The following is a 25,751-nucleotide window of genomic DNA, read 5'->3' as shown; positions in this document are numbered from 1 at the left end:
CGGACCGGGGCGCACGACATCCGCCGTTAACACTTCTCGGGCAGGATGGGTTCATGGACAGGCAGCAGGAGTTCGTGCTCCGCACGGTCGAGGAGCGCGACATCCGCTTCATCCGGCTCTGGTTCACCGACGTGCTCGGGGTGCTGAAGTCGGTGGCGGTCGCCCCGGCCGAGCTCGAGCAGGCGTTCACGGAGGGCATCGGGTTCGACGGCAGCTCCATCGAGGGGCTGACGCGGGTCTACGAGGCGGACATGATCGCCAAGCCCGACCCGACGACGTTCCAGGTGCTGCCGTGGCGCGGTGACCGGCACGGCACGGGCCGCATGTTCTGCGACATCCTCACGCCGGACGGGGAGCCGTCGCTCGCGGACTCGCGCAACGTGCTCAAGCGCGCGCTCGCACGCGCGAGCGACCGGGGCTTCACCTTCTACACGCACCCCGAGGTCGAGTTCTACCTGTTCAACCAGGTCTCCTCCCCGGAGGAGCCCCTCGTCCCGGTCGACAACGGCGGCTACTTCGACCACCTGGCGCGCGGGAGCACGCACGACTTCCGCCGGGCCGCGATCACGATGCTCGAGTCCATGGGCATCTCGGTGGAGTTCTCCCACCACGAGGCAGGGCCGGGCCAGAACGAGATCGACCTCCGGTACGCGGACGCGCTCACCACGGCGGACAACCTCATGACCTTCCGCACGGTGGTCAAGGAGGTGGCGCTCGAGCAGGGCGTCTTCGCGTCGTTCATGCCCAAGCCGATGGTCGACCAGCCGGGCTCGGGCATGCACACGCACCTGTCCCTGTTCGAGGACGACCGCAACGCCTTCCACGAGCCGGGCGCACAGTTCGAGCTCTCGAAGACGGCGCGCCAGTTCATCGCCGGCCTCCTCGTCCACGCGGCCGAGATCACGGCCGTGACGAACCAGTACGTGAACTCCTACAAGCGCCTGTGGGGCGGCGCCGAGGCGCCGAGCTACATCTGCTGGGGGCACAACAACCGCTCCGCCCTCGTGCGCGTGCCGATGTACAAGCCGGGCAAGGGCAACTCCGCCCGCGTGGAGTACCGCGCCCTCGACTCGGCCACCAACCCCTACCTCGCGTTCGCGGTGCTCCTGGCCGCAGGCCTCAAGGGGATCGAGGACGGCTACGAGCTGCCGGAGGCCACCGGCGACGACGTGTGGGAGCTGACCGACCGGGAGCGCCGCGCGCTCGGCATCGCCCCGCTGCCGCAGTCGCTGAACGAGGCGATCGAGCTCATGGAACGTTCCGAGCTCGTGGCCGAGACGCTGGGCGAGCACGTCTTCGACTTCGTGCTGCGCAACAAGCGGCAGGAGTGGGACGCCTACCGCGCCCAGGTCACGCCCTACGAGCTGCGCCGGTTCCTGCAGTTCCTGTGACCGCCCGGCGCTCGACCCTCACCGGCCGGCTGCTGCACGCCGGGTTCGCCGACCTCACGCGGTCGGGGACGCTCTGGGCGGACGCCGCACTGCAGGAGGTGCTCGGCGTGCCGGGCCGCGAGGACGCCCTGCTGGCCGTGCTGGGGGCGTGCGCCGACGCCGACCTCGCCCTCCTGCAGCTCGTCCGCCTCGTGGAGACCCCCGCGGCGCGGGAGCGTCTGGGCGAGCTGCTCGACGCCCCGTCGCCGCACGGCCGGACCCGCCTCCTCGCGGTGCTCGGTGCGTCGTCCGCCCTCGGCGACGAGGTGATCCGTCGGCCGGAGCTCCTCGACGTCGTCGCCGTCCCCGACGGCGCCGCCAGTCCCACCGACGACCCGGACGGCGACGGCGAGAGCCCCGCCGCCGACGGCGACCCCGGCCCGCGGACCGTCGCCGGCCCCGTCGCCGTACGAGAGGCGCTCCTGCGCGCGGTCGGCGCCGACCCCGAGGCCGACGTGCCCGTGGCGGCCGACCCGGACGGCGCACCGGGCGTCGCGTGGCCCGACGCCGGTGCGGCCACCACCACCGACGCGCTGCGGCGCGCCTACCGCGAGCGCCTCCTCGCCCTCGCCGCCGACGACCTCACCGCCGGCGAGCCGCTGACCCGGCTGCCCGTCGTCGCCGCCGCCCTCGCCGACCTCGCCTCCGCTGCGCTCGAGGCGGCGCTCGCCGTCGCACGAGCCGACCTCGCCGACCACGGCCGCGGCGTCCGGCTCGCCGTGATCGGCATGGGCAAGACCGGCGGCCGCGAGCTCAACTACGTCTCCGACGTCGACGTCGTCTACGTGTGCGAGCCGGGCGAGCTGCCCGGCGGCGGCACCCTCGACGAGGAGACGGCGCTCGCCGTCGGCACCCGCCTGGCGACGCGCCTGCAACGCGTGTGCTCCGCGCCGTCCGCGGAGCCGGCCCTGTGGCCCGTCGACGCCGCGCTGCGACCCGAGGGCGCCCAGGGCCCCCTGGTGCGCACGCTCGCGAGCCACGTCGCGTACTACGAGCGGTGGGCCGAGACCTGGGAGTTCCAGGCGCTCCTCAAGGCGCGGCCGATCGCCGGCGACACGACCCTGGGCCGCGACTACCGCGCCGCGGTGGACCCGTTCATCTGGTCGGCCGTGCACCGCGAGCACTTCGTCGAGGACGCCCGCGCGATGCGGCGCCGCGTCGAGGCGCACGTGCCGGCCGCGGAGGCGGACCGGCAGATCAAGCTCGGCAAGGGCGGGCTGCGCGACGTCGAGTTCACCGTCCAGCTGCTCCAGCTGGTGCACGGCCGCGCCGACCCGCAGATCCGCTCGCCGCACACGCTGGCCGCGCTGGCGGCGCTCGCGGCCGGGGGGTACGTCGGGCGGGAGCACGCGGCCCGGATGGCGGTCTGCTACCGGTTCCTGCGGGCGCTGGAGCACCGGGTGCAGCTGTTCCGGCTGCGGCGCACGCACCTGCTGCCCACCGCCGAGGAAGACCTGCGCCGCCTCGCCCGGTCGCTGAACATGCGCTCCGAGGGCGCGGCGGGGCTGCTGGAGCGGTGGCGCGCGACGCGTCGCGAGGTGCGCGCCCTGCACGAGGAGGTCTTCTACCGGCCGTTGCTTCCGGCGTCGGCGCAGCTGTCCGACGCCGAGCTGTCGCTGTCGCCCGACGTGGCGCGCGAACGCTTCGCGGCCGTGGGGTATCGGGACCCGGACGGCGCGATGCGGCACGTGCTGGCGCTCACCTCCGGCACGTCGCGGCGGGCGGCGCTGCAGCGCCAGCTGCTGCCCGTGCTGCTGGGCTGGTTCGCGGAGGGTGCCGATCCCGACGCGGGCCTGCTGGCGTTCCGCAAGCTCTCCGAGGAGCTCGGCACCACGCCCTGGTACCTGCGTCTCCTGCGCGACTCCGAGAACGCCGCCTACCACCTCACCCAGCTCCTGGCATCGTCCACCTACCTCGCCGACGCGCTGGCGCGGTCGCCGGAGTCGGTGCGCTGGCTGGCGGACACCTCCGGCCTGGAGCCGCGGGGGCCGCAGCGGCTGGCCGCCGAGGTGGACGCGCTCCTCACGCGGGCCGACGAACCGCAGCCCGCGGCGCAACGGCTGCGCGCCCTGCGCCGCCGGGAGCTGGCCCGCACCGGTGCGGCGGAGGTGCTCGGGCTGCTGGAGCCCGTCGACGCCGCGGCGGCGATCTCCGACGCCGCCGACGTCGTGCTGGTCGGGGGCCTGCGGGTCGCCGAGCACACCGCCCGGGCGGAGCTCGGCCTGGGGGCCTCGCCCGACGCCAACCCGACGCGGCTCCTCGTCGTCGCGATGGGACGCCTGGGCGGGCGGGAGATGGGGTACGGATCTGACGCCGACGTGATGTTCGTGCACGACCCGCAACCCGACGCCGAGCCGAAGCTCGCCCAGGACTTCGCGGCACGGGTGGCCACGCGGCTGCGGGCGCTGCTGTCCGAGGTGGGGCCGGAGCCCGCGCTCCCCGTCGACGCAGACCTCCGGCCGGAGGGCCGGCAAGGGCCCCTGGTGCGCACCCTCGCGTCCTACGCGGAGTACTACGGTCGCTGGTCCAGCGTCTGGGAGGCGCAGGCGTTGCTGCGCGCGCGCCCCGTGGCGGGCGACGTCTCCGGCCCGGACGCCCTCGGGCCTCGGTTCGAGGCGATGGTCGACCCGCTGCGCTACCCGGACGGCGGGCTCGACGACGCCCGCCTGCGCGAGGTGCGGCGCATCAAGGCGCGCGTCGAGGCGGAGCGCCTGCCCCGCGGCGCCGACCCGGCGCGGCACCTCAAGCTCGGCCGGGGCGGGGTCGCCGACGTGGAGTGGACCGCGCAGCTGCTCCAGCTCCAGCACGCCGCGGCCGTGCCCGGTCTGCGCACCACCGGCACGGTGGCGGCCCTCGACGCGGCGGCGCAGGCCGGCCTGCTCGACATCGACGACGCGGCACAGCTGCGCGACGCCTGGGTGCTGGCCTCGCGCCTGCGGTCCGCCGTCGTGCTGTGGTCCGGACGCACCACCGGCACCCAGGTCGACCAGCTGCCGCACGACTCCCGGGACCTCACCGGAGTGGCCGGACTGCTCGGGGACGTCGGCACAGGTGGCGAGCTCGAAGAGCTGTACCTGCGCACCGCGCGGCGCGCCCGTGCCGTCGTGGAGCGCGTCTTCTACGGCGAGGTGTGACCTGCGCGCGCACCGGTCCGGACAGGGGACCTGTGGAGGTCCGCAGGTACGGCACGATAGGTCCATGAACCAGCCTTCGAAGCCGCCCGTGGGCGCATCGCCCGCCCGCCAGCACCGGGTGGGGGCGGCCGCGTGAGCGCCGGACTGCTCGGACTGCTCGACGACGTCGCCGCGATCGCGAAGCTCGCCGCCGCATCGTTGGACGACGTCGGAGCCGCGGCCGCGAAGGCGACGGCGAAGGCTGCGGGCGTCGTCGTCGACGACACGGCCGTGACGCCGCAGTACGTGCACGGCGTCGCCGCGAGCCGCGAGATCCCCATCGTCAAGAAGATCGCCTGGGGCTCGATCCGGAACAAGGTGTTCTACATCCTCCCGGTGGCGCTGATCCTCAGCCAGTGGGCTCCGTGGCTGCTCACGCCCATCCTCATGGTGGGTGGCACGTACCTCGCGTTCGAGGGTGCCGAGAAGATCTGGGGCCGCCTGCGCGGGCACGAGGGCCACGACGCACCCGCCGCGACCGTCGGGCCGGAGGCCGAGAAGACGCTCGTCGCTGGCGCCGTCCGCACCGACCTCATCCTGTCCGCCGAGATCATGGTGATCGCCCTCAACGAGGTGGCGCACGAGCCGTTCTTCTCCCGGCTCGTGATCCTGCTCGTCGTCGCGCTCGTGATCACCGTCGTGGTCTACGGCGTCGTCGGCCTCATCGTGAAGATGGACGACATGGGGCTCGCGCTCGCGGGCCGCGACTCCCGCACCAGCCAGCGGGTGGGCCGCGCACTGGTGGCGGGGATGCCCAAGGTCCTCGCCGTCATCTCCGTCGTGGGCACCGTGGCGATGCTGTGGGTGGGTGGTCACATCCTCCTGACCGGCACCGACGAGCTCGGCTGGCACGCGCCCTACGAGTTCGTCCACCACCTCGAGGAGGCCGTCGCGCACGCGGTGCCCGGCATCGGCGGGTTCCTCGGCTGGCTGGTCAACACGTTCTTCTCCGCCCTCGTCGGCGTCATCGTCGGGGCCGTCGTCGTCGCGGTGATGCACGTGCTGCCGTTCGGCAAGTCGCACGACGACGGGCACGACGAGGGGCACGACGCTGCGCCGGCGACGGACACCGAGCACGCCACGGGCCACGACGCGCCGGAGGGCGACGACCGGACCCGCTGAGGGTCATTCGGCGGACGCGAGGGTGAGCAGCCGGAGACGGTGCCCGGCGTACCAGGTCGCGGCGGCGAACCCGCCGACCACGAGGGCGAGCGCGAGGCCGGTGCCGACGTCGGACGCGACCAGGCCGGGTGGTGCGATCGACCCCGTCAACGACAGGGCCCACTGCTGCACGCTGAGGTTCCGCGCCCCGGGTACGAAGCTGCCCACGAGGCTCTCCCAGAGCAGGGCGTACACCAGGCCGATGATCACCGCGTGCCGGGTGAGGACCGACAGGAGCAGGAAGAGCACGGCGTACACCGCGCCGGCAGCGAGCGCCCCCAGGCCGAACGCGAGCGCGGCCCGCGGGCCGAGGCCGAGCACGAAGGTCGCGACGACGGTCGGCACCACAGCGAACGCGAGCACCGCCCCGAGCGCCACGGCGAGCTTGCTCTGGACGATCGTGTGCCGGGAGACCGGCTTCGCCAGCAGGTGCACGATCGAGCCGTCGTCGATCTCGGGGGCGATCGCGCCGGTGCCGACGACGAGGCCGAACAGCGGCAGGAACGTCCCGAAGGTCACGCCCTGGAGCAGGGTCGCCGCCTGGGCCTCGGTGACGGGGACCAGGACGCGCGCGAGGACGGCGATGCCGACCATGAGCAGGGCGAGGGCCGCGAGCAGCCACACGCGCCGGCCGCCCAGCATCCCGCGGGCGGTCAGGCGGACGACGGTGCCGTTCACGACGGGTCCCTCCGTGCAGTCGAGGTGGTGCGGGACGAGCTGTCCACGAGGTAGGAGAACACGCTCTCCAGCGACTCGTCGGCGGGAGCGACCTCGTACAGGCGGACACCGGCGTCGCGCGCGACGCGGGGCAGGAGCGCGGCGAACCGCAGGAACTCGCTCGCCTGCACCCGCAGCCCGCCGCCGTCGAGGCTGACCCCGGCGGTCGAGCCGTCGGCCACCAGGGCGGAGGCGAGCGTACGGTCGTCGCTCGAGGAGATGGTGTAGCGGTGGGGCCGGTCGGTCATGAGCCGGCGGATCTCGCGGTAGTCGCCGGACGCCGCGTGGCGGCCCGAGACGACGACCTCGATCTGGTGCGCCAGCTGCTCGACCTCCTCGAGGATGTGCGAGCTGAACAGCACGGTGCGGCCCTCGTCGCCCATGGTGCGCAGCAGCCCGATGAGGTGCAGGCGTTGCCGGGGGTCCATGCCGTTGAACGGCTCGTCCAGGAGCAGCACGGCCGGGTCGTGCACCAGCGCGGCGGCCATCTTCACGCGCTGCTTCATGCCTTTGGAGTACTCGCCCACCTTGCGGTCCTGGGCGTCCGCCATGTCGACGGTGACGAGGGCACGGTCGGTCGCCGCGCCCGGGTCGGGCAGGCCCTGCAGCTCGGCGCTCGCGCGCACGACCTGGTGGCCCGTGAGGAAGTCGTACGTCGCCTCCCGCTCGGTGACGATCCCGAGGGCGCGGTAGATCTCCTGGTTCTTCCAGGTGGGCACCCCGTCGAGCGTCACTGATCCGGCCGACGGCGGCAGGAAGCCGCCGAGCATGTGGATCAGTGTGGACTTGCCGGCGCCGTTGGGCCCGAGCAGTCCGGTGATGCCCGGGCCCACCGACATCGTGACGTCGTTGACGGCGACGACGTTGCCGAACCAGCGGGAGCAGGCGTCGATCCGCAGCGTGGCCATCAGAGCCGCACCCTCTGGTATCGGGCGGCGACCGCCGCGTAGCAGAGCGCGATCACCCCGAGGGTGACCGCGAGGAAGACGACGCCGGCGGCGCCGCCGGACGGCCCGGCCGGGGACGACGGCTCGGCGCCGAACGCCCAGACCTGGACGCCGTCCACGAGCGTCATCGGCGAGAACAGGCCGATCCACCCGGCGGTGGCCGGGTCGTCGGCGTCGAACGCCACCAGGGCCTGGAGGCTGGTGACGACGGCGTAGGTGAGAGCGAGGACGGTGACGATGGCGGCCACGCCGAACCCGCGGCGCGCCGTCCACGACGCGATGAGGACCGCGACGCCGGAGAGGATCGCCGCGAACAGGAGGGCGCCGACCAGCGCCTCGAGCAGGTCGACCGTCTGCCGGCCGGCGTCGAAGCCCGCGGCGAGCGCGCCGAGGTACATGACCAGCAGCGGCGCCGCGAGGAGGAGGAAGACCGCCGTCGCGACCGCCGAGAGCTTCGCGCGTGCGTAGTCCACCCGTTCCAGCGGCCGCGCAAGGTACAGCGGCAGGGTGTGGAACCGCAGGTCGAGGGACACGGCCTGCGGCGCGGCCACGGCAAGGAAGATGGCGACGGCGGCCTGCGTCACCATCGCGTATCGCGTGTACGGCAGCACCGGGCCGGTGATCGCTCCCTGGCCGGCCAGGACCACGGTGACGACGGCGATGATCACGGCCGGCAGCAGCATCAGGGTGACCAGGCCCATGGGCACGACCTTCGACCGCGGCGCGCGGCCCAGACCGAAGACGCCCCGCAGCGTGTGGCTGTAGAGCCCGAGGGTGATCCCGCGTCGGCCGAGCCGCGGGCCCTGGTACTCGCGGTAGCCGATGTCATGGATGACGCCGGCGGGCGGGTCAGACGGCGGCATCGTCAACCTCCTGGTCGAACACCTCGGAGATGTGGTGGCGGCGCGGCGTCAGCCGGACCAGCCCGTACCCGTGGTCCGCGACGACGTCACGGACCACGTCGTAGGTCGCGTCGCCGTCAAGCCCGACGAGGAGCAGCGCGCCCTCGCGCGAGACCCGTAGCCCGGCGGCCGTCAGCGCCGCCGCCGCGTCGTCGGCGTCCGCGGTCACCTCGACGGCGAGCTGCGCGCTGGCGCGGGTGAAGTCGGCGACGGTGGACGAGCGCAGCAGCACGCCCGCATCGACCACGACCACGTGATCGCAGATGCGTTCGAGCTCGCCGAGCAGGTGCGAGGTCACGAGCACGGAGATGCCGAACTCGTCGTAGATGCGGCGGACCAGGTCGAGCATCTCGTCGCGGCCGGCCGGGTCGAGGCCGTTGGTGGGCTCGTCGAGGAAGACGACGTCCGGGTCGTGCACCAGGGCCTGCGCGAGCTTCACGCGCTGCTTCATCCCGGTGGAGTACCCGCCGACCGGGCGATAGCGCTCCTCGTACAGCCCGACGTGCCGCAGCGTGTCCGCCGCGCGCTCGCGGGCTGCGTCCGCGGGGAGCCCTGACACGCGGGCGAGGTGGACCACGATCTCGGTGGCCGACACGTCGCTCGGCAGGCAGTCGTGCTCGGGCATGTACCCGACCCGCGAGCGGAGCGCGGCGCCGTCTGCGCGGATGTCGTGCCCGAGGACGGTCGCCGTGCCGGACGTCGGCGCGGCGAGGCCCAGGAGGATCTTGATCAGTGTCGACTTGCCCGCCCCGTTGGCGCCGACGAGGCCGGTGACGCCGTCCCCGACCTCGATCGACAGCCGGTCGAGCGCCGTGACCCGCGGGTACCGCTTGGTGAGCTCATCGGTGGTGATGACTGGCACGAGCCCGACCGTAGCCCCGCAGGTCAGCCGCGGGAACCCCTCGACGCCGCCGTTCAGGGGGAATTCAGGGTGAACCCTCACGTCCGCGGGCGGCTCGGGTGCGCCACCGGCCATTGTTCGAACGCATGTTCGAGACCCGGCTATCCTTGTGGCGTGGGACAGAGGGAGGGGCGGCCGAGCGGGCGGCCGTCGGGTGCGGTCGACCGCGTGCCGCTGCGCGACGCGGCCGAGGGCGCGCCGGGCAAGTCCCGCCAGGGTGCGCACGTCACGCGGCCGGACCGCGGCATCCCCGTGCGGGCGTGGATCACGTCACGTCAGTCCGGCGAGCAGCTCGTCGACGGCGAGGCGACCGCGTGGACGGACAGCCAGGTGCACGTGCGCTATGTGGACGGCCACGGCCGTGAGGGCTTCGTGTGGCTGTGGGCCGGCGCGGTCACGCGCCGTTGACGGGTCCGTCTTTTTGTTCGGCGATATACCTGCCTCCGAGCACAAGGACTGCTGCGGCCGTGGCAAAGCCGACACCTGTCAGCACCTTGCCGAGGAGCCCGTCGATGAACTTCTTGTTCTCAGTGTCCATGGCCGACTCGAGCTTGGCGATCTCCATGAGGCACTCGATGAGGTGGCGACGCTCCTCCGGAGTGGGGTCACCCTTGTCGAGCTGACCTCTGATGATGTCGCGCGTGTCCTGGAACGCTTGGTGGACCGCTTCCTGACTGTGCGTGTTGGCCTTGAGAGAGGACTCGTGCTCCCTCTCCAGCACGCTCAATGCGTCGAGCGCGAACGCTTTGAACTGCGGGAACTGCTCGATGACCCGAACGGCGACCTCGGTGTCCATGTCGGGCATCATCGCCGCGAAGCGCATCACCTTGTCCTTGGAGAGGTTGCGCCACGAGTCGAGGCCGAGCTCCTCCTTGATCGCGTCCTCGCTGTCGAACGTCACTCGTCGCCTCCTTCCCACCGGAGCCGTTTGCCCCATGTGTGCTGCGCACAGTATCCGGTTCGTGGCGAGCGCGAAGGGCCTTGACGATGGGCTTCACCCGTCGTGCCTCGGTGGGCGCAGGCGGCCGGGCGATCGCGGCAAGGACTGCTCACGGCGTTCGCGTCGAACCTGCGGGAGTCGCCGCCGAGGGGGTAGCGCGTTTCGCCCTCAACTGGCCCGGGGCGGCGATGGCATCCCGGTCCGTTCGTTTACTCGCTCTGTCGCGGAGCGTCGGGATGGCGCAGACTTGCGGCCGCAGCTCCACGGCGGCGTAGGCGGAGGTATCGAAGGTCTGGGCGGCGAGCCCCGTGGCCCGCGGACTCCCGGAACGTGACCTGGCCGGCGGCCGCGTCGAACCGCCCCAACCGGCACCAAACCGATCCTGGCGGACGGCCTGACGTGCGCTACATCCTCGGCATCGGGCGCCGTCCGCGCCCGTTGAACCGGATCGGCGTCCGGATCGGCGTCCGCGTGGGCGCTTCGACCGCGAGCGGATCAAGCCGTCGTCGTACGACGAGATCGACGAGTCGGCGGCCGGTAGCGACGAGTAGCCAATGTGCGAGTGAACGACCTCTGGCAGCGCCGACCGGGCGGCCACCCTGGAACTAAATCACCCGCTGTGGCGCCCGAAGACCCTGTTTCAACGATGTTGAGGCTACTATGCTCCGGGCAAAGATGTCCGGAGCAAGGGGTGTGTATCAACGTGGAGATCGGCGAACGGCTGGCGTCGTTGGCGACGAAGGTCGAGCAGCAGAAGGCGTCCATCGGCACAGAGGAAGCGACGAAGAACGCGTTCGTCATGCCCTTCATCTCGCTGGTCCTGGGGTACGACGTGTTTAACCCCAGCGAGGTGATCCCGGAGTTCACCGCTGACGTCGGGACGAAGAAGGGCGAGAAGATCGACTACGCCATCGTCAAGGATGGCGAGCTGCAGATGCTCATCGAGGCGAAGGCCGTCGGATCCCCGCTCAGCCTGAACCATGCCTCGCAGCTGTTCCGCTACTTCGCGACGACAAACGCACGCATCGCGATCCTGACCAACGGGCAGCACTTTCACTTCTTCACCGATCTCGACAAGCCCAACCGGATGGACGAGAAGCCGTTCCTCCAGCTGGACCTGCTCGACCTGGACGAGATGCTCATCCCGGAGGTGCAGAAGCTCACCAAGGACGCCTTCGACCTCGACTCGATCGTCAGCGCAGCCGAGGAGCTCAAGTACATCGGCGCGCTCAAGCGCGCCTTGGCCGCCCAGTTCCGCGAACCGGACGACGAGTGGATCAAGGCCCTGACGAACCAGGTCTACGACGGGTCGTTCACCCAGAGGGTCAAGGAGCAGTTCCGCGTCCTGGTCGCCAAGGCGATGAAGCAGTTCCTCGCCGACCAAGTCAACGACCGACTCAAGGCAGCGCTCGGGGGCCAGACCTACACCGACGCGACCGCGCCCTTGACGGGGACCGAGGCCGCCGTAGAGAGCGTCGCCGAGGCCAAGGCCGCCGACGACCGCGGCATCGAGACCACCCTCGAGGAGGTTGAGGGATACCAGATCGTGCGCGCCATTGCCTGCAGCGAGGTGACGCCGGTGCGAATTATCCACCGCGACACGAAGAGCTATATGGGCATCCTGCTCGACGACAACAACCGCAAGCCGATCGCCCGCCTGCACTTCAACACCGGTCAGAAGTATCTCGGGCTCTTCGACGAGGGCAAGGTCGAGACGCGTCACCCGATCAACTCGCTCGACGAGATCTACGAGCACGCCGCGCACATCCGGAAGACCGTGCACCACTACCTCTGACGGTCCTTGCCGTTAGCCGGTTCGTGCATCTGCGAACACGGCTCGTCGCTGGGCTAATCCGGGTCGCAGGATCGACTCGGGTGGCGTGCCCGTGGCGGGCGGGTGTCAGATCAGATGCCGAGACCGGGGCCGTGGTCGTGCCCTGAGGTATGTGGCTCGCCACGGTGGGCGCGGCCAGCCATGGTGCCGACTGGCGCCCGCGCGCGGCGTGCGTGCGGGCGCGGTGCCAGCGGTGTTCGCTCGAGTCCCAACGCGTCGAGCTCACGGTATGTCTTGCGGGCTTCGATGGTTATGCAGTCGTCGTCTGCGTCGTCGGCCAGGATCTGGGCCTAGGTCTGGGCGCCTCGACGTTGTCTTGGGGCGCCGCACCCTGCCCGCGACCCACGTGCGACACAACACGTGAGGGCATGCCTGCCTCGCCGGGGCGCTGACCTATCGCAGGCTCCGCCCTGGTCTACGGCTCGTCGCCGGCGAGCGATCGCTCAGACGAGTTCGAGATGCACTGGCGGTTGGTGCACCGCCGCACGGGTTCGGTGGAGTGGGTGGCGTTGTTCGCCAGGGAGGGCTGTCGGATCGGAACGAGCCGAACCGGGGCGCCGCACTGGCGGCACTGGGCATCGTTGGCCATGCCCTGGAAAGTACCCCCGATGCGGGCGCGTGGGCACGCGAACCGGCGAGCGTCGGGGGAGGCTGATTGCGTTGCCCGAGCGAAATTCACCCACATCCAGGGCAGGAGGGACCGTCTCCAGTCGAGGTGGACGCTGGAGGGATCGAATGGTGCTCGATCGAGACACCCAGCGCATCGTCAACGACGTCATGGCACGAACGGCGTCCCGGACGACACCATGGGACCGGTGTTAAGGCTTCCCGCCTGCCTCTGATGCCGCCATGATCCGTAATTCGACGTCGTCCGCAACGCATGCGAGAAGCGCGAGCTGTTCATCTGCGCACTCGCCAGCTGCCCGGATGCTCGCGACTGGCGGTTCCTGGACCAGGGCATAGGCCGGTCACGGCACCGAGTCGACCTTCGAGGAAGTGGACGCGGTCGCGGACCTCGCGCCCATCACCTGCTAGCCCTGGTGCACCGACGCCGACGGGTACTACAGCGTGCTGGCCTGCCCGCCGTCCATCGGCGCCGCTTCACGGTCGGCCGTCTTGAGGCCTGCGAAGGGGCCGTCGCCAAGGCGGGGCCGGCCATACCGCCCACCGTCCAACTCGACGTCGACGCCGTCGTCGCGCTGCGCCTCACCCCCGAGCAGGCCCGCGCGCCCGTCGAGGCGCTGGCATGGGCGGCGAGGGTGGTGGGAGGCGGCCTGAAGCCCCCTCCGACACCGCGCATCGATGTGCTCGTGATTTACTCAGCCAACGGGAAACGTCCCGCACCGGTGCGAACCGGTGCGGGACGTTTCTGGAGGTCACGGGCACTTCGACGCATCGCCGCAGGTCCCGGAATCGCGAAATCTAGATGTCGTAGGTCTGGGCGCTTCCCCAGGTCACGGCGTCGTGGCGGCCTCCGGGTACACATCCGGTACACGTGCCAGCGCGGCGTCCACGGCGTTCCGTGTCCGGTCGCTCGCGCTCGGCATGAGATGCGTGTAAGTCCGCAGCGTGAAGCCTGGGTCGGAGTGCCCCAGGTGCTCGGCAACCACCTTGATCGACTCGCCGGCGTCGAGCAGCACCGAGGCGTAGAAGTGCCTGAGGCTATGCATCCCGGTGTCCTGGCCGTCCTCGAGCTGCGCGGCATCCGCCGCCGCCTTCCAGTGGTACCCGTTGAAGTGGTTCCGGTTCAACGCCCCATGCTCCCTCGAGGTCACCACCAGAGCCACGGTCGCCGGCTCCCCATCAGGTCCGCCGGCACCGTTCCACGGCAGCGTGACGTCCACGGCGGGGAACGCGGCCAGGTGCAGTGCCAGCGCCTCGCGCACTGACGGTGGCAGCGGCACGTCCCGGACCTTCTCGCCCTTCGGCAGGGCGTACACGCGGCGGTTTCCGGCAAGGACCTTCACCTGGCGTCGAACGTGCACCTCGCCGCGGAGGAAGTCGACGTCGTCGGGGGAGAGGCCGAAGAGTTCGCCCTGTCGCAGCCCCAGGCCCGCGCCGAGCGTGACGAGGACCCGGTAGCGCTCCGCCATGGCACCGCGGGCGGCACCGACCTGGGCAGCGGTCCACGGCACGACCTTCCGGCGCTGAACCTTCCCTGGTCGGGACGACTTCGTCCTGGCGGCGTTCTTGGCGACCTTCTCGTCCTCCACGGCGGCCGCGAGGATCGACGACACGTTGGCGTGGATCGTCCGGGCGTACGACGGCGAGACCTTCAACCCGGCCAGCCATGCCTTGATCGTCGAGGGCTTGATCTGCCGGAGCTGCTTGGACCCGAGGACGGGGTAGACGTGCTTCGTGAGCCGCTGCGTCACGGCCTCGCGCGTTGAGGCGTTGAACGTCTGTATCGCCAGCCATGCCTCCGCGTGCGCCTTGAACGTCTCGCGGCCGGCGTCCGGTGCCAGGTACGCGCCACGACGCACGGACACCGTGACGTCGTCGAGGAACTCCTGGGCGTCGCGCTTCCGATCGAATGTCTTGGAGCGCTGCACGCCCTCGGGGTCCCTGTAGCGCGCCCGGTAGCGCGTCCGCCCATTGCGAGGGTCAACGTAGGTCTCTGGTGACGGCATCCTCGTCTCTTTCCTCGTGAAGCGAGTCTGCACGTACCCACTTTGCTAGTGCGCTGACCAGGTACTCCTTCTCAACGGGGCCGATGTCACTCCTGACCCAGAAGAGCCACGGTGTCCACGCCTGATAGTGGGCAGCGCGGTTGAGTACATCCTTGGGCGTGAGGTTGCGGATCTCGCTGTGAAGCTGAGCCATCGCCTCATGAAGGCCTCGCTGGCTGACGCGGGTCTGATCTAGCCAGCGCTCCATTGCGCCGGCGGCTGCGTCGACGTTCTCCACTTCCCGGACGACCCGCTGAACAACCGGGTCTCCTGGTTGAAGCATCTTCTCGACCGTCGTCTGAAGGATCGACGCGATGTCGAGCGCTTCCCCAAGCGTGATCTTCCGATCGCCCTTCAGGATCTTGAAGATCGTCGCCTGGTGGAACTTGTGTCCTCGGGCGCGCATGGCGTTGGCCAGCGAGTTCTGGGTCAGCCCGGCGTGCGGTCCGTTGCCAGCGTCGAGCGCCCGACGCAGCGACTCGACGAAGAGACCCTCCGCGAACTGCTGGCTGGTTCCGGTTGCTTCGTTCTCGGTCATGGACCCCATGGTGCTCCATTCCGGAGTGCTTGACAACTACGGACTGGTTCGGGAAGAGTCTGAAACGTAGTCATCCAGCACTACGGAGGGGAGTCAGGATGTCCGAGCTCATGTTCAAGGCAGAGGTGGCGGAGATGCTCCGCGTGTCGGAGGCGACGCTGACGGACTGGGTATACCGCGGCGAGGGGATCGGGGCGCTGAGCGTCAAGCTTGGCCGCCGACGGGTCTGGCGTCGAGCTGACGTCGAGAAGGCCCTGGACCAGATGTTCACCGACGCCGCGCGGAAGGCGTCCGCCTGAGATGTCCGAGGCGGAGCTCCTGGCATACGAGGCGGGCCTGATGGCCGGCATCGAGCTGGGGCGACGCCAAGCAGAGGGCGAGTACGAGGCCGTGTGGGCAGCGGCCCACGAGACAGCTCAGATGACGCTCCGGCTCATGGGTAGCGGGGCGCGAATCCTCGGAGAAGTCCGAGACGACACGACGGAGGCAGCGTGACGACGGAGGCACCGGACTACTTCGCGGCCGACACCTACGACGCCGAGGTTCCCGGTTCCCGGAACCAGTCGGGAACCACGGAACTGGCAGCGGTTCCCGGTTCCGCACCCCTAGGTAGGAACCCGGAACCGGACGCCGGACGCCCGCTCTACGGAGACGTCGCGGCCCTCCTGGCGGGTGGCATCCCTGCGCCACCTGAGCCGGCCGTGCTCGCGTGCTCTGACGACGTCGCGCTCTTCTACACGGGCCAGGTGAACCACGTGTTCGGGGACCCGGAGAGTGGCAAGACGTGGCTCTGCCTCGCGGCCGTCGCCTCCGAGCTCGCGGCAGGACGTCGAGCGGCCGTCGTCGACCTGGACCACAACGGCATGGCGGCCACCGTCTCCCGCCTGGTCGACCTGGGCGCGTCCAAGGAGGCGCTCGCGGACCCTGCCCGGTTCCGGTACGCCGAGCCCGAGGACAGGTGGCATCTGCTGGCGATCGTCTCGGACCTCGCCAGCTGGCGAGCGCACGTCATCGTCGTCGACTCCCTGGGCGAGCTCCTGCCGCTCTTCGGAGCGTCGTCCAACTCCCCGGACGACTACACCAAGGTCAACACCGCGACCCTGGTCCCGCTGGCCCGCTCCGGCGCGGCCGTCATCGTGATCGACCACCTCGCCAAGAACACCGACTCCCGCGCCATGGGTGCGACCGGCACCGCGGCCAAGAAGCGCTCCTTTGGCGGCGTGAGTCTTCGCGTCGCCGTCGTCGACCAGTTCGTGAAGGGACAGGGCGGCTCCGCGCGCGTCACGATCGCCAAGGATCGTCACGGGGGCCTCCGGGCCTACCGGCCCTCTGCGACCGGGAACAACGAGCCGTTGGCCGCCATGTTCCGTCTGCACCCTGACAGCCGGTACACCGTCAGCGCACCGACCGGGTCCGAGCCTGCCGAGTCCAACGTGATGGACGACGTCGCGGAGCTGCGGCAGATGGACCCGCCCCCATCGTCAGTCACGGACGTTGCCCAGCGCATGACGTGGCGGAGGCAGCGGGCGGCCGACGCCCTGCGAGAGTTCCGCCGCCTCGACCGCTCCACCTGCCCCGTGTGCCGCGAGCCGATGGACCCGGCCGCCGGCGACACGCACCCGACCTGCGAGGTGGCGGCATGACCGGCGACCTCTTCGCGGCATATATCCCCTCGAGCGGCGCGTGCCCCGACTGCGACGCGGACACCGAGCTCAAGCCCGACGCCGACGTGCCCGGCCTGGTCTACATGCTCGTGAGGCACGACGACACCTGCCCGCATTACCGGCGCATGAAGGCAGAGGGGAGCGCGTCGTGACCATGACCTCATGCCTCGTGTGCGGTGAGCCGTCCGACGGCTCCCGCTGCGACCAGCACCAGCTGCCAGCACGACCCAAGCGGTCAGCCACCAAGCGCGGCTACAACGCCAACTGGTCCAAGCTCTCCCAGCGAGCACGACGCCTGCAGCCGTTCTGCACCGACTGCGGGACCACCGAGGACCTCACCGGCGACCACTCCGGCATGGCCTGGGAGAGGTACAACGCCGGCCTGCCCATCCGCCTCGCTGACATCGACGTCGTCTGTAGATCCTGTAATGCCAAGCGAGGCCGAGCACGACCAGGGGAGGTACCCCCCACGGGTAGGTCTAAGGACCCCTGGGGTAAGGCAGACTTCGCGTCTCACTCCGGGTCTCACCCTGGCGGTGGGTCGTGAAGGCGGGTCCCAAGGCCCCGGTGACGGCCGAGGCGCTGGCGTTCGACGACCTTCCGGAGCCGCTGGACTGGCGGCGGATCGAGGCGTTCGCGGCGGAGTACCTGCGGGTGCCGAAGGGTGTCGGGGCCAAGGAGCCGTTCCGGCTGCGGAAGTGGCAGACGGACATCATCCGGGGCCTGTACCCGGCTCGTGGGCTGCGGCCGCGTCAGGGTCTGCTGAGCATCCCGCGCGGCAACGGCAAGACGGCCCTGGCCGCGGTGCTGGGCGTCTACGGGCTGTTCGCGGACGACGTCGAGTCGGCCCAGGTGCTCGTGGTCGCCTCCGACGAGCGGCAGGCGGGGCACGTGTTCAAGGCGGCCCAGCGCATGATCGAGCTGGACGACCGGCTGGCCGAGCAGGTGCAGATCTACCGGGACCGGATCGTGGTCCCGAACACCGGTTCCGAGCTGCGGCCCCTGCCGGCGGCCGTAGACGCGCTACAGGGCTGGGACCCGTCGCTCATGATCGTCGACGAGCTGCACGTGGTGACCGAGGACGTGTGGGAGGCCGTGACGTCCGCGGCCGGCAAGCGGGCCACGTCCCTGACCCTGGCGATCTCCACGCCGGCGGAGACGCCCGAGAGCATCATGTGGAAGCTCGTGGAGCACGGCCGCAAGGGTGACGACCCGTCGTTCTTCTTCAAGGAGTACGCGGCCCCGGACGGGTGCGCGCTGGACGACGAGGCGGCGTGGAAGGTCGCGAACCCGGCGCTGGGCGACTTCAAGTTCGTCGACGCGATGCGGGCCACCCGCCGCACCACGAGGGAGCCTGCGTTCCGGCGCTACCAGCTGGGGCAGTGGACGGGGCAGTCGGAGACGTGGCTCCCGTGGGGCGCGTGGGATGCGTGCGCGGCCGCGGAGCTCGAGGTGCCGGACGGGACCAAGGTGGCGCTGGCGTTCGACGGCTCGGCGTCGGGGGACTCCACGGCGCTGGTCGGCTGCACGGTCGGCCCGGATCCGCACCTGTTCGTCGTGGGCATCTGGTCCAACCCCGGTGACCGTGGCTGGCGGGTGCCGCGCTCCGACGTCGACAACGCCGTCCTGGCCGCGTTCGAGCGGTGGGACGTCGTCGAGCTCTCCGCGGACCCGTGGGGCTGGCGCTCGGAGATCGAGGCGTGGGCCAAGCGGCACGGCGAGAAGCGCGTCCTGGAGTGGAACACCGCGCACGCGGCGCGCATGGCCCCGGCGACCGACCGCGTCTACCAGGCCGTGCTGACCAAGACCCTGACGCACGACGGCGACCCCGTCTTCGCGTCCCACGTCGCCCACTGCGTCGCCAAGAGCACGCCCATGGGCGACCTCGTCAGCAAGGACAAGCGGGGCTCCCCGCGCAAGATCGACGCCGCGGTCGCGGCGATCGTGGCGCTCGACCGAGCGACCTGGCACACCAACCGACCCAGCAAGAGGCGCGCCGTCGCCTTCCGGAGGTAACCGTGAACGAGACCCTCAAGCAGCTCTCCGACAAGCTCGACACCACCTACCCGGCCCTGGTCCGCCTGGACGGGTACTGGCACGGCCAGCAGCCCGCCGCGTTCCTGGCCCCCGAGGCGCGCGAGGCGCTGGGGGAGCGGCTGCGGGCGCTGGCCGTGAACTTCCCCCGGCTGGCGGTGGAGTCCCTGGCCGAGCGGCTGCGGCTGACCGGCTTCCGGCTCGACGGCCCCGACTCCGAGCCCGACGCGGACCTGTGGCGCATCTGGCGGCGTGGCGGCCTCGAGGACGCATCGGCCCAGGCGCACACCGACGCCCTGGTCTACGGCAGGTCGTTCGTCATCGTGTGGGCCGACAAGGCGGGCCGCCCCGTCGTCACGGTCGAGTCCCCGCGTCAGGTGGCCGTCCTGCGCGACCCGGCGACCCGTGAGGTCACGGCCGCGCTCAAGCGGTGGACCGACGGCACGCGCGGTCACGCGGTGCTCTACGGCCCCGAGGCGATCCAGCGGTTCCGCTCCGAGGGGCAGGCCGACCCGTCCGCGATGCCGGCCACCGGCTGGGAGCTCGTGGAGACGATCCCCAACCCGCTGGGCGTCGTGCCCGTGGTCCCGATCGTGAACCGCGGCCGGCTGCTGGACGTCGACGGCGTCTCGGAGATGGCCGACGTGCTCGACCTGACCGACGCGCTCAACAAGCTCGTGGCCGACATGATGGTCACCTCCGAGCACTATGCCCGCCCGCGGCGCTGGGCGACCGGCCTCGAGATCGTGGAGGACGACCAGGGCAACCCGGTCAAGCCGTTCAGCGTGGCGATGGACGACATCTGGCAGTCGGAGGCCCCGGAGACCAAGTTCGGGGAGTTCAAGGCAGCCGGGCTGAACGGGTACACCGACGCCGCCGCGCTCATCACCCAGCAGATCGGAGCCCTGACCGGTCTCCCGCCGCACTACCTGGGCCTGAATGGCGACCAGCCCGCCAGCGCGGACGCGATCCGCTCGGCGGAGGCGTCGCTGGTGTCCCGCGCCTACGCGCTGCACCGCACGTTCGGCACCGCGTGGGCCGACGTCGCCCGGCTCGTGGTGGCTGTGCGCGACGGGGTCGACCCCACGACCCTGGACGTCGAGCCCGTGTGGGCCAGCCCGGAGACCCGCACCCCGGCCCAGGCCGCCGACGCGGCGGCCAAGCTCGTGGGCATCGGCGTGCCACTGTCGGTCGTGCTCGAGGACACCATGGGACTGAGCCCGGCCCAGGTGGAGCGGGTGCGCACCGCCCGGCGTGGGGACACGCTCGACGTCGCCGGCATCGACCTGGCACGGGTGGTCCAGTGACCTACACGGCCGAGCTCGAGGCACTCGCCTGGCGCTCCGAGGATGCCGTCGTGCGGATCTTCGAGGCGTGGCAGGCGGGCGAGCTCACGACCGACGAGGCCGTGCAGCTCATGGCCAACGTCGTGGCCGGGGCCAACGCGGCCGCGGTGAGCCTGGCGGACCTGTCCCTGGCCGCCACGCTCATGGTCACGCTGCGGACCCCGGTCGCGGCCCACGGGCTGACCGTCCACCCGTCGACGCCGGCCCGGCTCGACAAGGCCGCCCGGACCCTCCTGTCGATCGACGGCGTCACACCCGAGCGGGTCGCCCGCCTGGGGCGGGTGGAGCCCCTCGAGGCCGCCACCCGCGGCTACTCCGAAGCGATCCGGCAGGCACCCCAGGTGAGCGGCTGGCGTCGCGGGCTGGACGGCAACCCGTGCCAGCTGTGCACGTGGTGGTGGCGCGAGGGTCGCGTCTTCCGGGACGACCACCCGATGCCCCGGCACAAGGGCTGCACCTGCACCCAGATCCCCGTCGTCGACGAGGCGACGTGGAACCACCAGACCGAGCGGAACGCCAACGAGGCGGCCCGCAGCGCACGAAGGAGGAACGCCCCGCTATGGACGTGACCGAGCAGACCCAGACCCCCGAGCTCGAGCCCCAGGAGCCCGCCGAGGACGTCACCCCCGACGAGACCCCTCAGGCCCCCACCGAGCCCCAGGACGACGCCCAGGAGCCCGAGGACGACGCGGAGACCTTCCCCCGCGAGTACGTCGTCAAGCTCCGCAAGGAGGCCGCCGACGCCCGCGTGAAGGTCAAGGACCGTGACGCCCTGGCCGGCAGGCTCCACGACGCCCTCGTGGCCGCCACGGGCCGTCTCGCGGACCCGAGCGACCTGCCGTTCAACGAGGCCCACCTGGACGACCCCGAGGCGCTCGAGCGGGCGATTTCCGACCTCCTGTCTCGCAAGCCCCACCTGGCCAGCCGTAGGGTCACCGGAGACGTCGGACAGGGCGCATCGGGCGACGCTGGCGGCGTGAGCCTCGCCGGTCTGCTCCGGGCCGGGGCGAACTAGGAAGGGGTGTCCGATGACCAAGTTCGTCGTGAACGACGGCTTCTCTGAGCGTGTCGAGGTCGAGGCGGCCGACTACAACGAGGAAGGGTCCTTCGTTGTCTTCACCGCACCCGACCGCACCAAGGTGCTCGCGATGCCGACGGCTCGCGTCTACCGCGTCTCGGTGGCTGACTAGCCGTGGCCGGCGACAACGACCCGAGCGGTCTGCTCGACTGCGGACGCTGCCACGCAACGGTGAAGCGTTCGCTTCTCCAGAGCCACAACCACTGGCATGCGCGCGTTGAGGGCCTCGAGCCGCCCACCTCGAAATGGGGCTTCTGGGACGAGGACAAGCGCTGGAACCAGAACTCGCAAGAGTGGTGAGGGACACCCCCTAGGGGTATGGTGAAGGGGTCGGGCCAGGTGCCCGACCCCTTCGCTCGTGGTCCAGGCGACCAGGCGGGAACCATCCCACCTCACGCTTGGAGACCACCATGGCAGTCGACACCACCACCGCACCGGAGCTCACCACCGAGCAGGTGCAGTCCATCCTCGTGAAGCCGCTCGAGGCCGCGTCCACGTTCCTGGCCGCCGGCCCGCGCATCTTCGACACCCCCGGACGCCCCGTGCGCGTCCCGAAGCTCGGCGGCCCCACGGCCCCCGCGTTCGTCGCGGAGAACGCCCAGATCGGGGAGGTCTCGCCCACGTTCGACGAGATCGAGCTCCTGCCCTCGACGCTCAAGTCCGTGAAGACCATCACGCGCTACAGCAACGAGCTGGCCCGCCAGTCCGTCGTGGCCCTCGACGCGGCCCTACGGGACCGTCTCGTGACCGACGTCGCCACCACGCTCGACCGCGTGTTCTGGTCGGCCTCGACCGGCGCGTCCGGCACCGAACCCAAGGGCATCCGCGCCTACGCCGGGCAGACCACCGCGGCCACCGCCGGCGCGGTCACCCTGGACGACCTGCACGACGCCTGGGCGCTCGCCCTGGCGGCCAACGTCAACATGACCACCCTGCGGTGGGCCATGACGCCGGCCACGTTCTCGAGCCTGCGCAAGGTCAAGGACGGCCAGCAGCGCTACCAGCTGCAGCCCGACCCCACCGCCGACGGCGTGTTCCGCCTCCTGGGCGCTCCGGTCATCATCACCCCGCACCTGGCCGACGAGACCAACGGGGAGTCCATCATCCTGGCGGACTTCTCCCAGGTGGCCGTGGCCCGCGACCTGGCCCCGTCCGTGAAGGTGCTCACCGAGCGCTACGCGGACTATGACCAGCAGGCCCTCCGTGTGGTCGCCCGCTACGACGTCGCCCCGCTCAACGAGGACGCCGTCGTCGAGATCCCGGTCACCGCGAGCTGACCGTGGCTGCTCCCACGGCCGAGCAGGTCGCGGCCTACGTCGGCCAGGGCGAGGACACCACCGTCGTCGCCCTGGCCGGCGAGCACCTGCCCGTCGTGACCGCGTTCGTGCGGGCCTACGTGCGCGGCAACGGCTTCGACGAGCTCGGAGACCCCAACGTCGACCTGGGGCACGTCATCAAGTCCGCGTGCGCCCGTCTCGTGGTCAACCCGGAGCAGGCCCAGCGGTTCCAGGCCGGCGACTACTCGGAGACGCCCGCGGTGCTCAACGGCTTCACGCTGCCCGAGCTGGCGATCCTGCACCTGTACCGCAGGCGCACCGCATGATGCTCAAGGACCGGGTCACGATCGTCCGTCGCAGCGACACTCCCGTCACGGACCCCGACACCGGCGACGTGTACTACCCGGAGACCCCGGTAGGCACCTTCCGGTGCCAGCCCACCCAGGGCACCACCGGCCTGTCCGACCTCGGCGGCTCCCTCGTCCTCGTGCGGGAGTTCCGCCTCATCCTGGACCCCCGCGAGACCACGACCGGGGACGTCTACGAGCACCAGGAGGGCGACATCTTCCAGCTCCACGGCACCGACTACGGCGCGAGCGGGACAGCCGTCCCGGCCTACCGCGGTGCCCGCCTGCACCACCTGACCGTCCCCCTGGCCAGAGCAGGGGGATAGCGCGTCAACGTCACCCCGCCCTGGTCCTTTCCGGGGCTGCGGGATCGATGGTCGGTCAGGGCGATCCTTGTCACCCGGTGACCCGGCCAGCGCGCACAGCGGTTCCCGGTTCCCACCTAAGGGTCGGGAACCGGGAACCGCTACAACACCGAGGCCCCGCCGCCCATGAAGGGTGACGGGGCCTCGGTACACATCCGGTACACATGGCAGCCAACTTCGAGCGCCTGGTGCCCGGTGACTTCCGGAAGGTGAACGGCCAGGTCAGGCTATGTTTCCGGAACTAGTCCGAACCTGCCGGAGGCAGCCGTTCTACCGATTCTCAGATGTCGTAGTAGAGCTCGAACTCGTGCGGGTGCGGGCGCAGACGGATCGGGTCGATCTCGTTGGCGCGCTTGTAGTCGATCCAGGTGGCGATGAGGTCCTCGGAGAAGACGTCGCCCTGCGTGAGGAACTCGTGGTCGCGCTCGAGGTTGTCGAGAGCCTCCTCGAGGGACGCGGGGACCTGGGCGATCTGCGCGTGCTCCTCGGGGGGCAGCTCGTACAGGTCCTTGTCGATGGGCGCCGGCGGCTCGATGCGGTTCTTGATGCCGTCGATGCCCGCGAGCAGCTGGGCCGCGAACGCGAGGTACGGGTTGGCCGTCGGGTCCGGCACGCGGAACTCGACGCGCTTCGCCTTCGGCGACGAGCCGGTGACGGGGATGCGGATGCACGCGGAACGGTTGCGGGCCGAGTACACCAGGTTGACGGGGGCCTCGTAGCCCGGCACCAGGCGGCGGTAGGAGTTCACCGACGGGTTGGTGAAGGCGAGCAGCGACGGCGCGTGCTTGAGCAGGCCGCCGATGTACCAGCGGGCCGTGTCGGACAGGCCGCCGTAGCCCTTCTCGTCGTAGAACAGCGGCTCGCCGTTCAGCCACAGGGACTGGTGGGAGTGCATGCCCGAGCCGTTGTCGCCGAAGATCGGCTTCGGCATGAAGGTGACGGTCTTGCCGTGCTGCCAGGCGACGTTCTTGATGACGTACTTGAACTTCATCAGGTCGTCGGCCGAGTGCAGCAGCGTGTTGAACCGGTAGTTGATCTCCTGCTGGCCGGCGGTGCCCACCTCGTGGTGCGCGCGCTCGACGTCGAGGCCGACCTCGGCCAGGACCGCGCACATCTCGTCGCGCAGGTCGGCGAACTGGTCGTTGGGGGAGACGGGGAAGTAGCCGCCCTTGTACCGGGTCTTGTACCCGAGGTTGCCGCCCTCCTCCTCGCGACCCGTGTTCCACGCCGCCTCGACCGAGTCGAGGTGGTAGTAGCTCTCGTGCTGGTTCGTCGAGAACCGGACGTCGTCGAAGATGTAGAACTCGGCCTCGGGGGCGAAGAACGCCGTGTCCGCGATGCCGGTCGACTTGAGGTACGCCTCCGCCTTCGCGGCGATCGTGCGCGGGTCACGGGCGTACGGCTCGTCCGTGAACGGGTCGACGATCGAGAAGTTCACGATGAGCGTCTTGCGCTTGCGGAACGGGTCCAGGTACGCCGTCGTGACGTCCGGGACCAGCTTCATGTCCGACTCGTGGATCGCCTGGAAGCCGCGGATCGACGACCCGTCGAACATGAGGCCCTCGGTGAAGGAGTCCTCCGAGAACTGCTCCACGGGGATGTTGAAGTGCTGCATCACGCCCGGCAGGTCGATGAACCGGACGTCGATGAACTCCACCCCCTCGCGACGGGTGAAGGCGATGGCCTCCTCGGCGTTCGTGAACATGCATGCGCTCCTTGCGTGGATGGTGCCGTCCGCATGGTGCCGCCGGACGGTTCCGAAGGATGGGGCGCGGCCAGCTCACGCTCGCCGCTCGGCGTCCACGACGGTATGGCGGCGGCGTTTCTCCGGCATGGCGCTTTTGTTTCGAACAGGTTACGGGGGACGCCTCCGGGCCGCCGCGTAGCCTTGAGCCATGGCATCGCGGGAGGACATGGGGTCGTGGCTCGAGGGCGGACGGCGGGACGACGCGCCGGACGCGGCAGGGCGGCTGGGACTGCCGGAGTCCGGTCCCGGGTCCCAGGCCCGGCTCGGCCGCCGCGTCGTGGCGCTCGTCGTCGACTGGGCGGTGGCGACGCTCATCGCGTACCTGGTGACGACGCCGGCGTCGTTCGCCGAGCTGAACTCGTGGGCCACCCTGCTGGTGTTCGCGCTGGAGAACGTCCTCCTGGTCGGCACCGTCGGGTTCACCATCGGTCATCGCCTGCTGGGCATGCAGGTGCGCGTGCCCGGTGCGCCGCAGGGGATGGCGCCCGGGTTCGCCCGCGGCGCGGTCCGCACGGTGCTGCTGTGCCTCGTCATCCCCGCCGTCGTGTGGGACCGCGACGGCCGCGGCCTGCACGACCGCGCCGCCGGCACGGTCCTCGTCCGGCGCTGAGGCCCGCCGCCGGCCCCCACGACCCGCGCTGAGGAAAGACGTCGGGCCGGGTCGCGCGGGGCGGCCCCGGC

At 70.9% G+C, this 25,751-nt stretch carries 26 protein-coding genes; 18 read left to right on the top strand and 8 right to left on the bottom strand.

What is annotated here, in order from left to right; translation table 11 throughout:
• Nucleotides 1-53 precede the first annotated feature (53 nt).
• The 3 genes from glnA (ACWGKI_RS03165) (at nt 54) to ACWGKI_RS03155 (ending at nt 5,725) form a co-directional block, all read left to right on the top strand.
• Complete coding sequence (gene glnA / locus ACWGKI_RS03165) at nt 54-1,391, top strand: type I glutamate--ammonia ligase (protein WP_380241072.1); 1,338 nt, start codon at nt 54-56, stop codon at nt 1,389-1,391.
• Complete coding sequence (locus ACWGKI_RS03160) at nt 1,388-4,564, top strand: bifunctional [glutamine synthetase] adenylyltransferase/[glutamine synthetase]-adenylyl-L-tyrosine phosphorylase (protein WP_452184617.1); 3,177 nt, start codon at nt 1,388-1,390, stop codon at nt 4,562-4,564. Before glnA (ACWGKI_RS03165) ends, ACWGKI_RS03160 begins: the two co-directional genes overlap by 4 nt.
• Nucleotides 4,565-4,696: 132 nt before the next feature.
• Nucleotides 4,697-5,725, top strand: coding sequence for a DUF808 domain-containing protein (locus ACWGKI_RS03155; RefSeq protein WP_452184615.1), 1,029 nt, complete (start codon nt 4,697-4,699; stop codon nt 5,723-5,725).
• Nucleotides 5,726-5,728: 3 nt separating this feature from the next.
• On the opposite strand, the gene ACWGKI_RS03150 is transcribed toward ACWGKI_RS03155, so the two are convergent.
• Genes ACWGKI_RS03150 through ACWGKI_RS03135 form a run of 4 tightly spaced genes read right to left on the bottom strand, consistent with a single transcriptional unit; the run spans nt 5,729 to nt 9,192 of the window.
• Nucleotides 5,729-6,442 (bottom strand): ABC transporter permease, encoded by a 714-nt coding sequence (locus ACWGKI_RS03150; RefSeq protein WP_452184613.1) that lies wholly within the window; start codon nt 6,440-6,442, stop codon nt 5,729-5,731.
• Nucleotides 6,439-7,389 (bottom strand): ABC transporter ATP-binding protein, encoded by a 951-nt coding sequence (locus ACWGKI_RS03145; protein ID WP_380241063.1) that lies wholly within the window; start codon nt 7,387-7,389, stop codon nt 6,439-6,441. Before ACWGKI_RS03145 ends, ACWGKI_RS03150 begins: the two co-directional genes overlap by 4 nt.
• On the bottom strand, nt 7,389-8,291 hold the full coding sequence (locus tag ACWGKI_RS03140) for an ABC transporter permease (RefSeq protein ID WP_452184610.1): 903 nt from the start codon (nt 8,289-8,291) through the stop codon (nt 7,389-7,391). Before ACWGKI_RS03140 ends, ACWGKI_RS03145 begins: the two co-directional genes overlap by 1 nt.
• Nucleotides 8,278-9,192 carry an ABC transporter ATP-binding protein gene (locus tag ACWGKI_RS03135; RefSeq protein WP_380241058.1) on the bottom strand — a complete coding sequence of 305 codons (915 nt, stop codon included), beginning with the start codon at nt 9,190-9,192 and terminating at the stop codon, nt 8,278-8,280. Before ACWGKI_RS03135 ends, ACWGKI_RS03140 begins: the two co-directional genes overlap by 14 nt.
• A 153-nt stretch (nt 9,193-9,345) precedes the next feature.
• Between ACWGKI_RS03135 and ACWGKI_RS03130 the strand changes: the two genes are divergently transcribed.
• Nucleotides 9,346-9,639, top strand: a complete 294-nt coding sequence (locus ACWGKI_RS03130; protein ID WP_380241056.1) for a hypothetical protein — start codon at nt 9,346-9,348, stop codon at nt 9,637-9,639.
• On the opposite strand, the gene ACWGKI_RS03125 is transcribed toward ACWGKI_RS03130, so the two are convergent.
• Nucleotides 9,626-10,132 (bottom strand): hypothetical protein, encoded by a 507-nt coding sequence (locus ACWGKI_RS03125; RefSeq protein ID WP_452184608.1) that lies wholly within the window; start codon nt 10,130-10,132, stop codon nt 9,626-9,628. The two genes, ACWGKI_RS03130 and ACWGKI_RS03125, sit on opposite strands and share 14 nt — an antisense overlap.
• A gap of 742 nt (nt 10,133-10,874) precedes the next feature.
• On the opposite strand from ACWGKI_RS03125, the gene ACWGKI_RS03120 reads away from it, so the two are divergent.
• Nucleotides 10,875-11,966, top strand: a complete 1,092-nt coding sequence (locus tag ACWGKI_RS03120) for a type I restriction endonuclease (protein ID WP_452184727.1) — start codon at nt 10,875-10,877, stop codon at nt 11,964-11,966.
• A gap of 1,493 nt (nt 11,967-13,459) precedes the next feature.
• On the opposite strand, the gene ACWGKI_RS03115 is transcribed toward ACWGKI_RS03120, so the two are convergent.
• Together ACWGKI_RS03115 and ACWGKI_RS03110 are read right to left on the bottom strand one after the other, a co-directional pair.
• Nucleotides 13,460-14,557 (bottom strand): tyrosine-type recombinase/integrase, encoded by a 1,098-nt coding sequence (locus ACWGKI_RS03115; protein ID WP_452184606.1) that lies wholly within the window; start codon nt 14,555-14,557, stop codon nt 13,460-13,462.
• 52 nt (nt 14,558-14,609) lie between these two features.
• Entirely contained in the window at nt 14,610-15,212 is a 603-nt protein-coding gene (locus ACWGKI_RS03110) for a hypothetical protein (RefSeq protein ID WP_452184604.1), read from the bottom strand.
• Between the two features lie 98 nt (nt 15,213-15,310).
• Here ACWGKI_RS03110 and ACWGKI_RS03105 point away from each other — a divergent pair, with 98 nt between their 5' ends.
• The 12 genes from ACWGKI_RS03105 to ACWGKI_RS03050 all read left to right on the top strand — a co-directional run bounded on the left by ACWGKI_RS03105 (nt 15,311) and on the right by ACWGKI_RS03050 (nt 23,284).
• Nucleotides 15,311-15,511, top strand: a complete 201-nt coding sequence (locus ACWGKI_RS03105; RefSeq protein WP_452184602.1) for a helix-turn-helix transcriptional regulator — start codon at nt 15,311-15,313, stop codon at nt 15,509-15,511.
• A 192-nt stretch (nt 15,512-15,703) separates the two neighbouring features.
• Complete coding sequence (locus tag ACWGKI_RS03100; RefSeq protein WP_452184600.1) at nt 15,704-16,855, top strand: hypothetical protein; 1,152 nt, start codon at nt 15,704-15,706, stop codon at nt 16,853-16,855.
• On the top strand, nt 16,852-17,028 hold the full coding sequence (locus ACWGKI_RS03095) for a hypothetical protein (RefSeq protein ID WP_452184598.1): 177 nt from the start codon (nt 16,852-16,854) through the stop codon (nt 17,026-17,028). The genes ACWGKI_RS03100 and ACWGKI_RS03095 overlap by 4 nt, the downstream gene beginning before the upstream one ends.
• A 391-nt stretch (nt 17,029-17,419) precedes the next feature.
• On the top strand, nt 17,420-18,892 hold the full coding sequence (locus ACWGKI_RS03090; protein WP_452184596.1) for a terminase large subunit domain-containing protein: 1,473 nt from the start codon (nt 17,420-17,422) through the stop codon (nt 18,890-18,892).
• 2 nt (nt 18,893-18,894) lie between these two features.
• Nucleotides 18,895-20,217 carry a phage portal protein gene (locus ACWGKI_RS03085; protein ID WP_452184594.1) on the top strand — a complete coding sequence of 441 codons (1,323 nt, stop codon included), beginning with the start codon at nt 18,895-18,897 and terminating at the stop codon, nt 20,215-20,217.
• The gene (locus tag ACWGKI_RS03080; protein WP_452184592.1) at nt 20,214-20,825 is read left to right on the top strand and encodes a hypothetical protein; all 612 of its coding nucleotides are present in this window, start codon (nt 20,214-20,216) and stop codon (nt 20,823-20,825) included. The genes ACWGKI_RS03085 and ACWGKI_RS03080 overlap by 4 nt, the downstream gene beginning before the upstream one ends.
• Nucleotides 20,816-21,271 (top strand): hypothetical protein, encoded by a 456-nt coding sequence (locus ACWGKI_RS03075; protein WP_452184590.1) that lies wholly within the window; start codon nt 20,816-20,818, stop codon nt 21,269-21,271. Before ACWGKI_RS03080 ends, ACWGKI_RS03075 begins: the two co-directional genes overlap by 10 nt.
• A gap of 13 nt (nt 21,272-21,284) precedes the next feature.
• Nucleotides 21,285-21,446 carry a hypothetical protein gene (locus ACWGKI_RS03070; protein ID WP_452184588.1) on the top strand — a complete coding sequence of 54 codons (162 nt, stop codon included), beginning with the start codon at nt 21,285-21,287 and terminating at the stop codon, nt 21,444-21,446.
• A 2-nt stretch (nt 21,447-21,448) separates the two neighbouring features.
• Nucleotides 21,449-21,634, top strand: coding sequence for a hypothetical protein (locus ACWGKI_RS03065; RefSeq protein ID WP_452184587.1), 186 nt, complete (start codon nt 21,449-21,451; stop codon nt 21,632-21,634).
• A gap of 98 nt (nt 21,635-21,732) precedes the next feature.
• Nucleotides 21,733-22,611: a phage major capsid protein gene (locus tag ACWGKI_RS03060; protein WP_452184585.1), complete on the top strand. Its 879-nt coding sequence runs from the start codon at nt 21,733-21,735 to the stop codon at nt 22,609-22,611.
• Nucleotides 22,612-22,613: 2 nt separating this feature from the next.
• On the top strand, nt 22,614-22,937 hold the full coding sequence (locus ACWGKI_RS03055) for a hypothetical protein (RefSeq protein WP_452184583.1): 324 nt from the start codon (nt 22,614-22,616) through the stop codon (nt 22,935-22,937).
• Nucleotides 22,934-23,284: a hypothetical protein gene (locus tag ACWGKI_RS03050; protein WP_452184581.1), complete on the top strand. Its 351-nt coding sequence runs from the start codon at nt 22,934-22,936 to the stop codon at nt 23,282-23,284. Before ACWGKI_RS03055 ends, ACWGKI_RS03050 begins: the two co-directional genes overlap by 4 nt.
• 319 nt (nt 23,285-23,603) lie before the next feature.
• Here ACWGKI_RS03050 and glnA (ACWGKI_RS03045) read toward each other — a convergent pair whose 3' ends face one another.
• A complete protein-coding gene (gene glnA / locus ACWGKI_RS03045; protein WP_380241031.1) occupies nt 23,604-25,028 on the bottom strand; it encodes a type I glutamate--ammonia ligase in 1,425 nt (474 codons plus the stop codon).
• A 190-nt stretch (nt 25,029-25,218) separates the two neighbouring features.
• Between glnA (ACWGKI_RS03045) and ACWGKI_RS03040 the strand changes: the two genes are divergently transcribed.
• Nucleotides 25,219-25,680, top strand: coding sequence for an RDD family protein (locus ACWGKI_RS03040; protein ID WP_452184579.1), 462 nt, complete (start codon nt 25,219-25,221; stop codon nt 25,678-25,680).
• The last annotated feature ends 71 nt before the right edge of the window (nt 25,681-25,751 follow it).

This window comes from Isoptericola sp. NPDC055881, from assembly GCF_053615895.1.
The sequence above is the reverse complement of the archived record's forward strand: the minus strand, read 5'-3'. Positions and strand labels throughout refer to the sequence as shown.

Bases quoted from the DNA above. Each gene is read 5' to 3' on its own strand.
- ACWGKI_RS03070 (WP_452184588.1), top strand. From the start codon at position 21,285: ATGACCAAGTTCGTCGTGAACGACGGCTTCTCTGAGCGTGTCGAGGTC.
- glnA (WP_380241072.1), top strand. From the start codon at position 54: ATGGACAGGCAGCAGGAGTTCGTGCTCCGCACGGTCGAGGAGCGCGAC.
- ACWGKI_RS03110 (WP_452184604.1), bottom strand. From the start codon at position 15,212: ATGACCGAGAACGAAGCAACCGGAACCAGCCAGCAGTTCGCGGAGGGT.
- ACWGKI_RS03105 (WP_452184602.1), top strand. From the start codon at position 15,311: ATGTCCGAGCTCATGTTCAAGGCAGAGGTGGCGGAGATGCTCCGCGTG.
- ACWGKI_RS03050 (WP_452184581.1), top strand. From the start codon at position 22,934: ATGATGCTCAAGGACCGGGTCACGATCGTCCGTCGCAGCGACACTCCC.
- ACWGKI_RS03040 (WP_452184579.1), top strand. From the start codon at position 25,219: ATGGCATCGCGGGAGGACATGGGGTCGTGGCTCGAGGGCGGACGGCGG.
- ACWGKI_RS03075 (WP_452184590.1), top strand. From the start codon at position 20,816: ATGGACGTGACCGAGCAGACCCAGACCCCCGAGCTCGAGCCCCAGGAG.
- ACWGKI_RS03145 (WP_380241063.1), bottom strand. From the start codon at position 7,389: ATGGCCACGCTGCGGATCGACGCCTGCTCCCGCTGGTTCGGCAACGTC.
- glnA (WP_380241031.1), bottom strand. From the start codon at position 25,028: ATGTTCACGAACGCCGAGGAGGCCATCGCCTTCACCCGTCGCGAGGGG.
- ACWGKI_RS03140 (WP_452184610.1), bottom strand. From the start codon at position 8,291: ATGCCGCCGTCTGACCCGCCCGCCGGCGTCATCCATGACATCGGCTAC.
- ACWGKI_RS03095 (WP_452184598.1), top strand. From the start codon at position 16,852: ATGACCGGCGACCTCTTCGCGGCATATATCCCCTCGAGCGGCGCGTGC.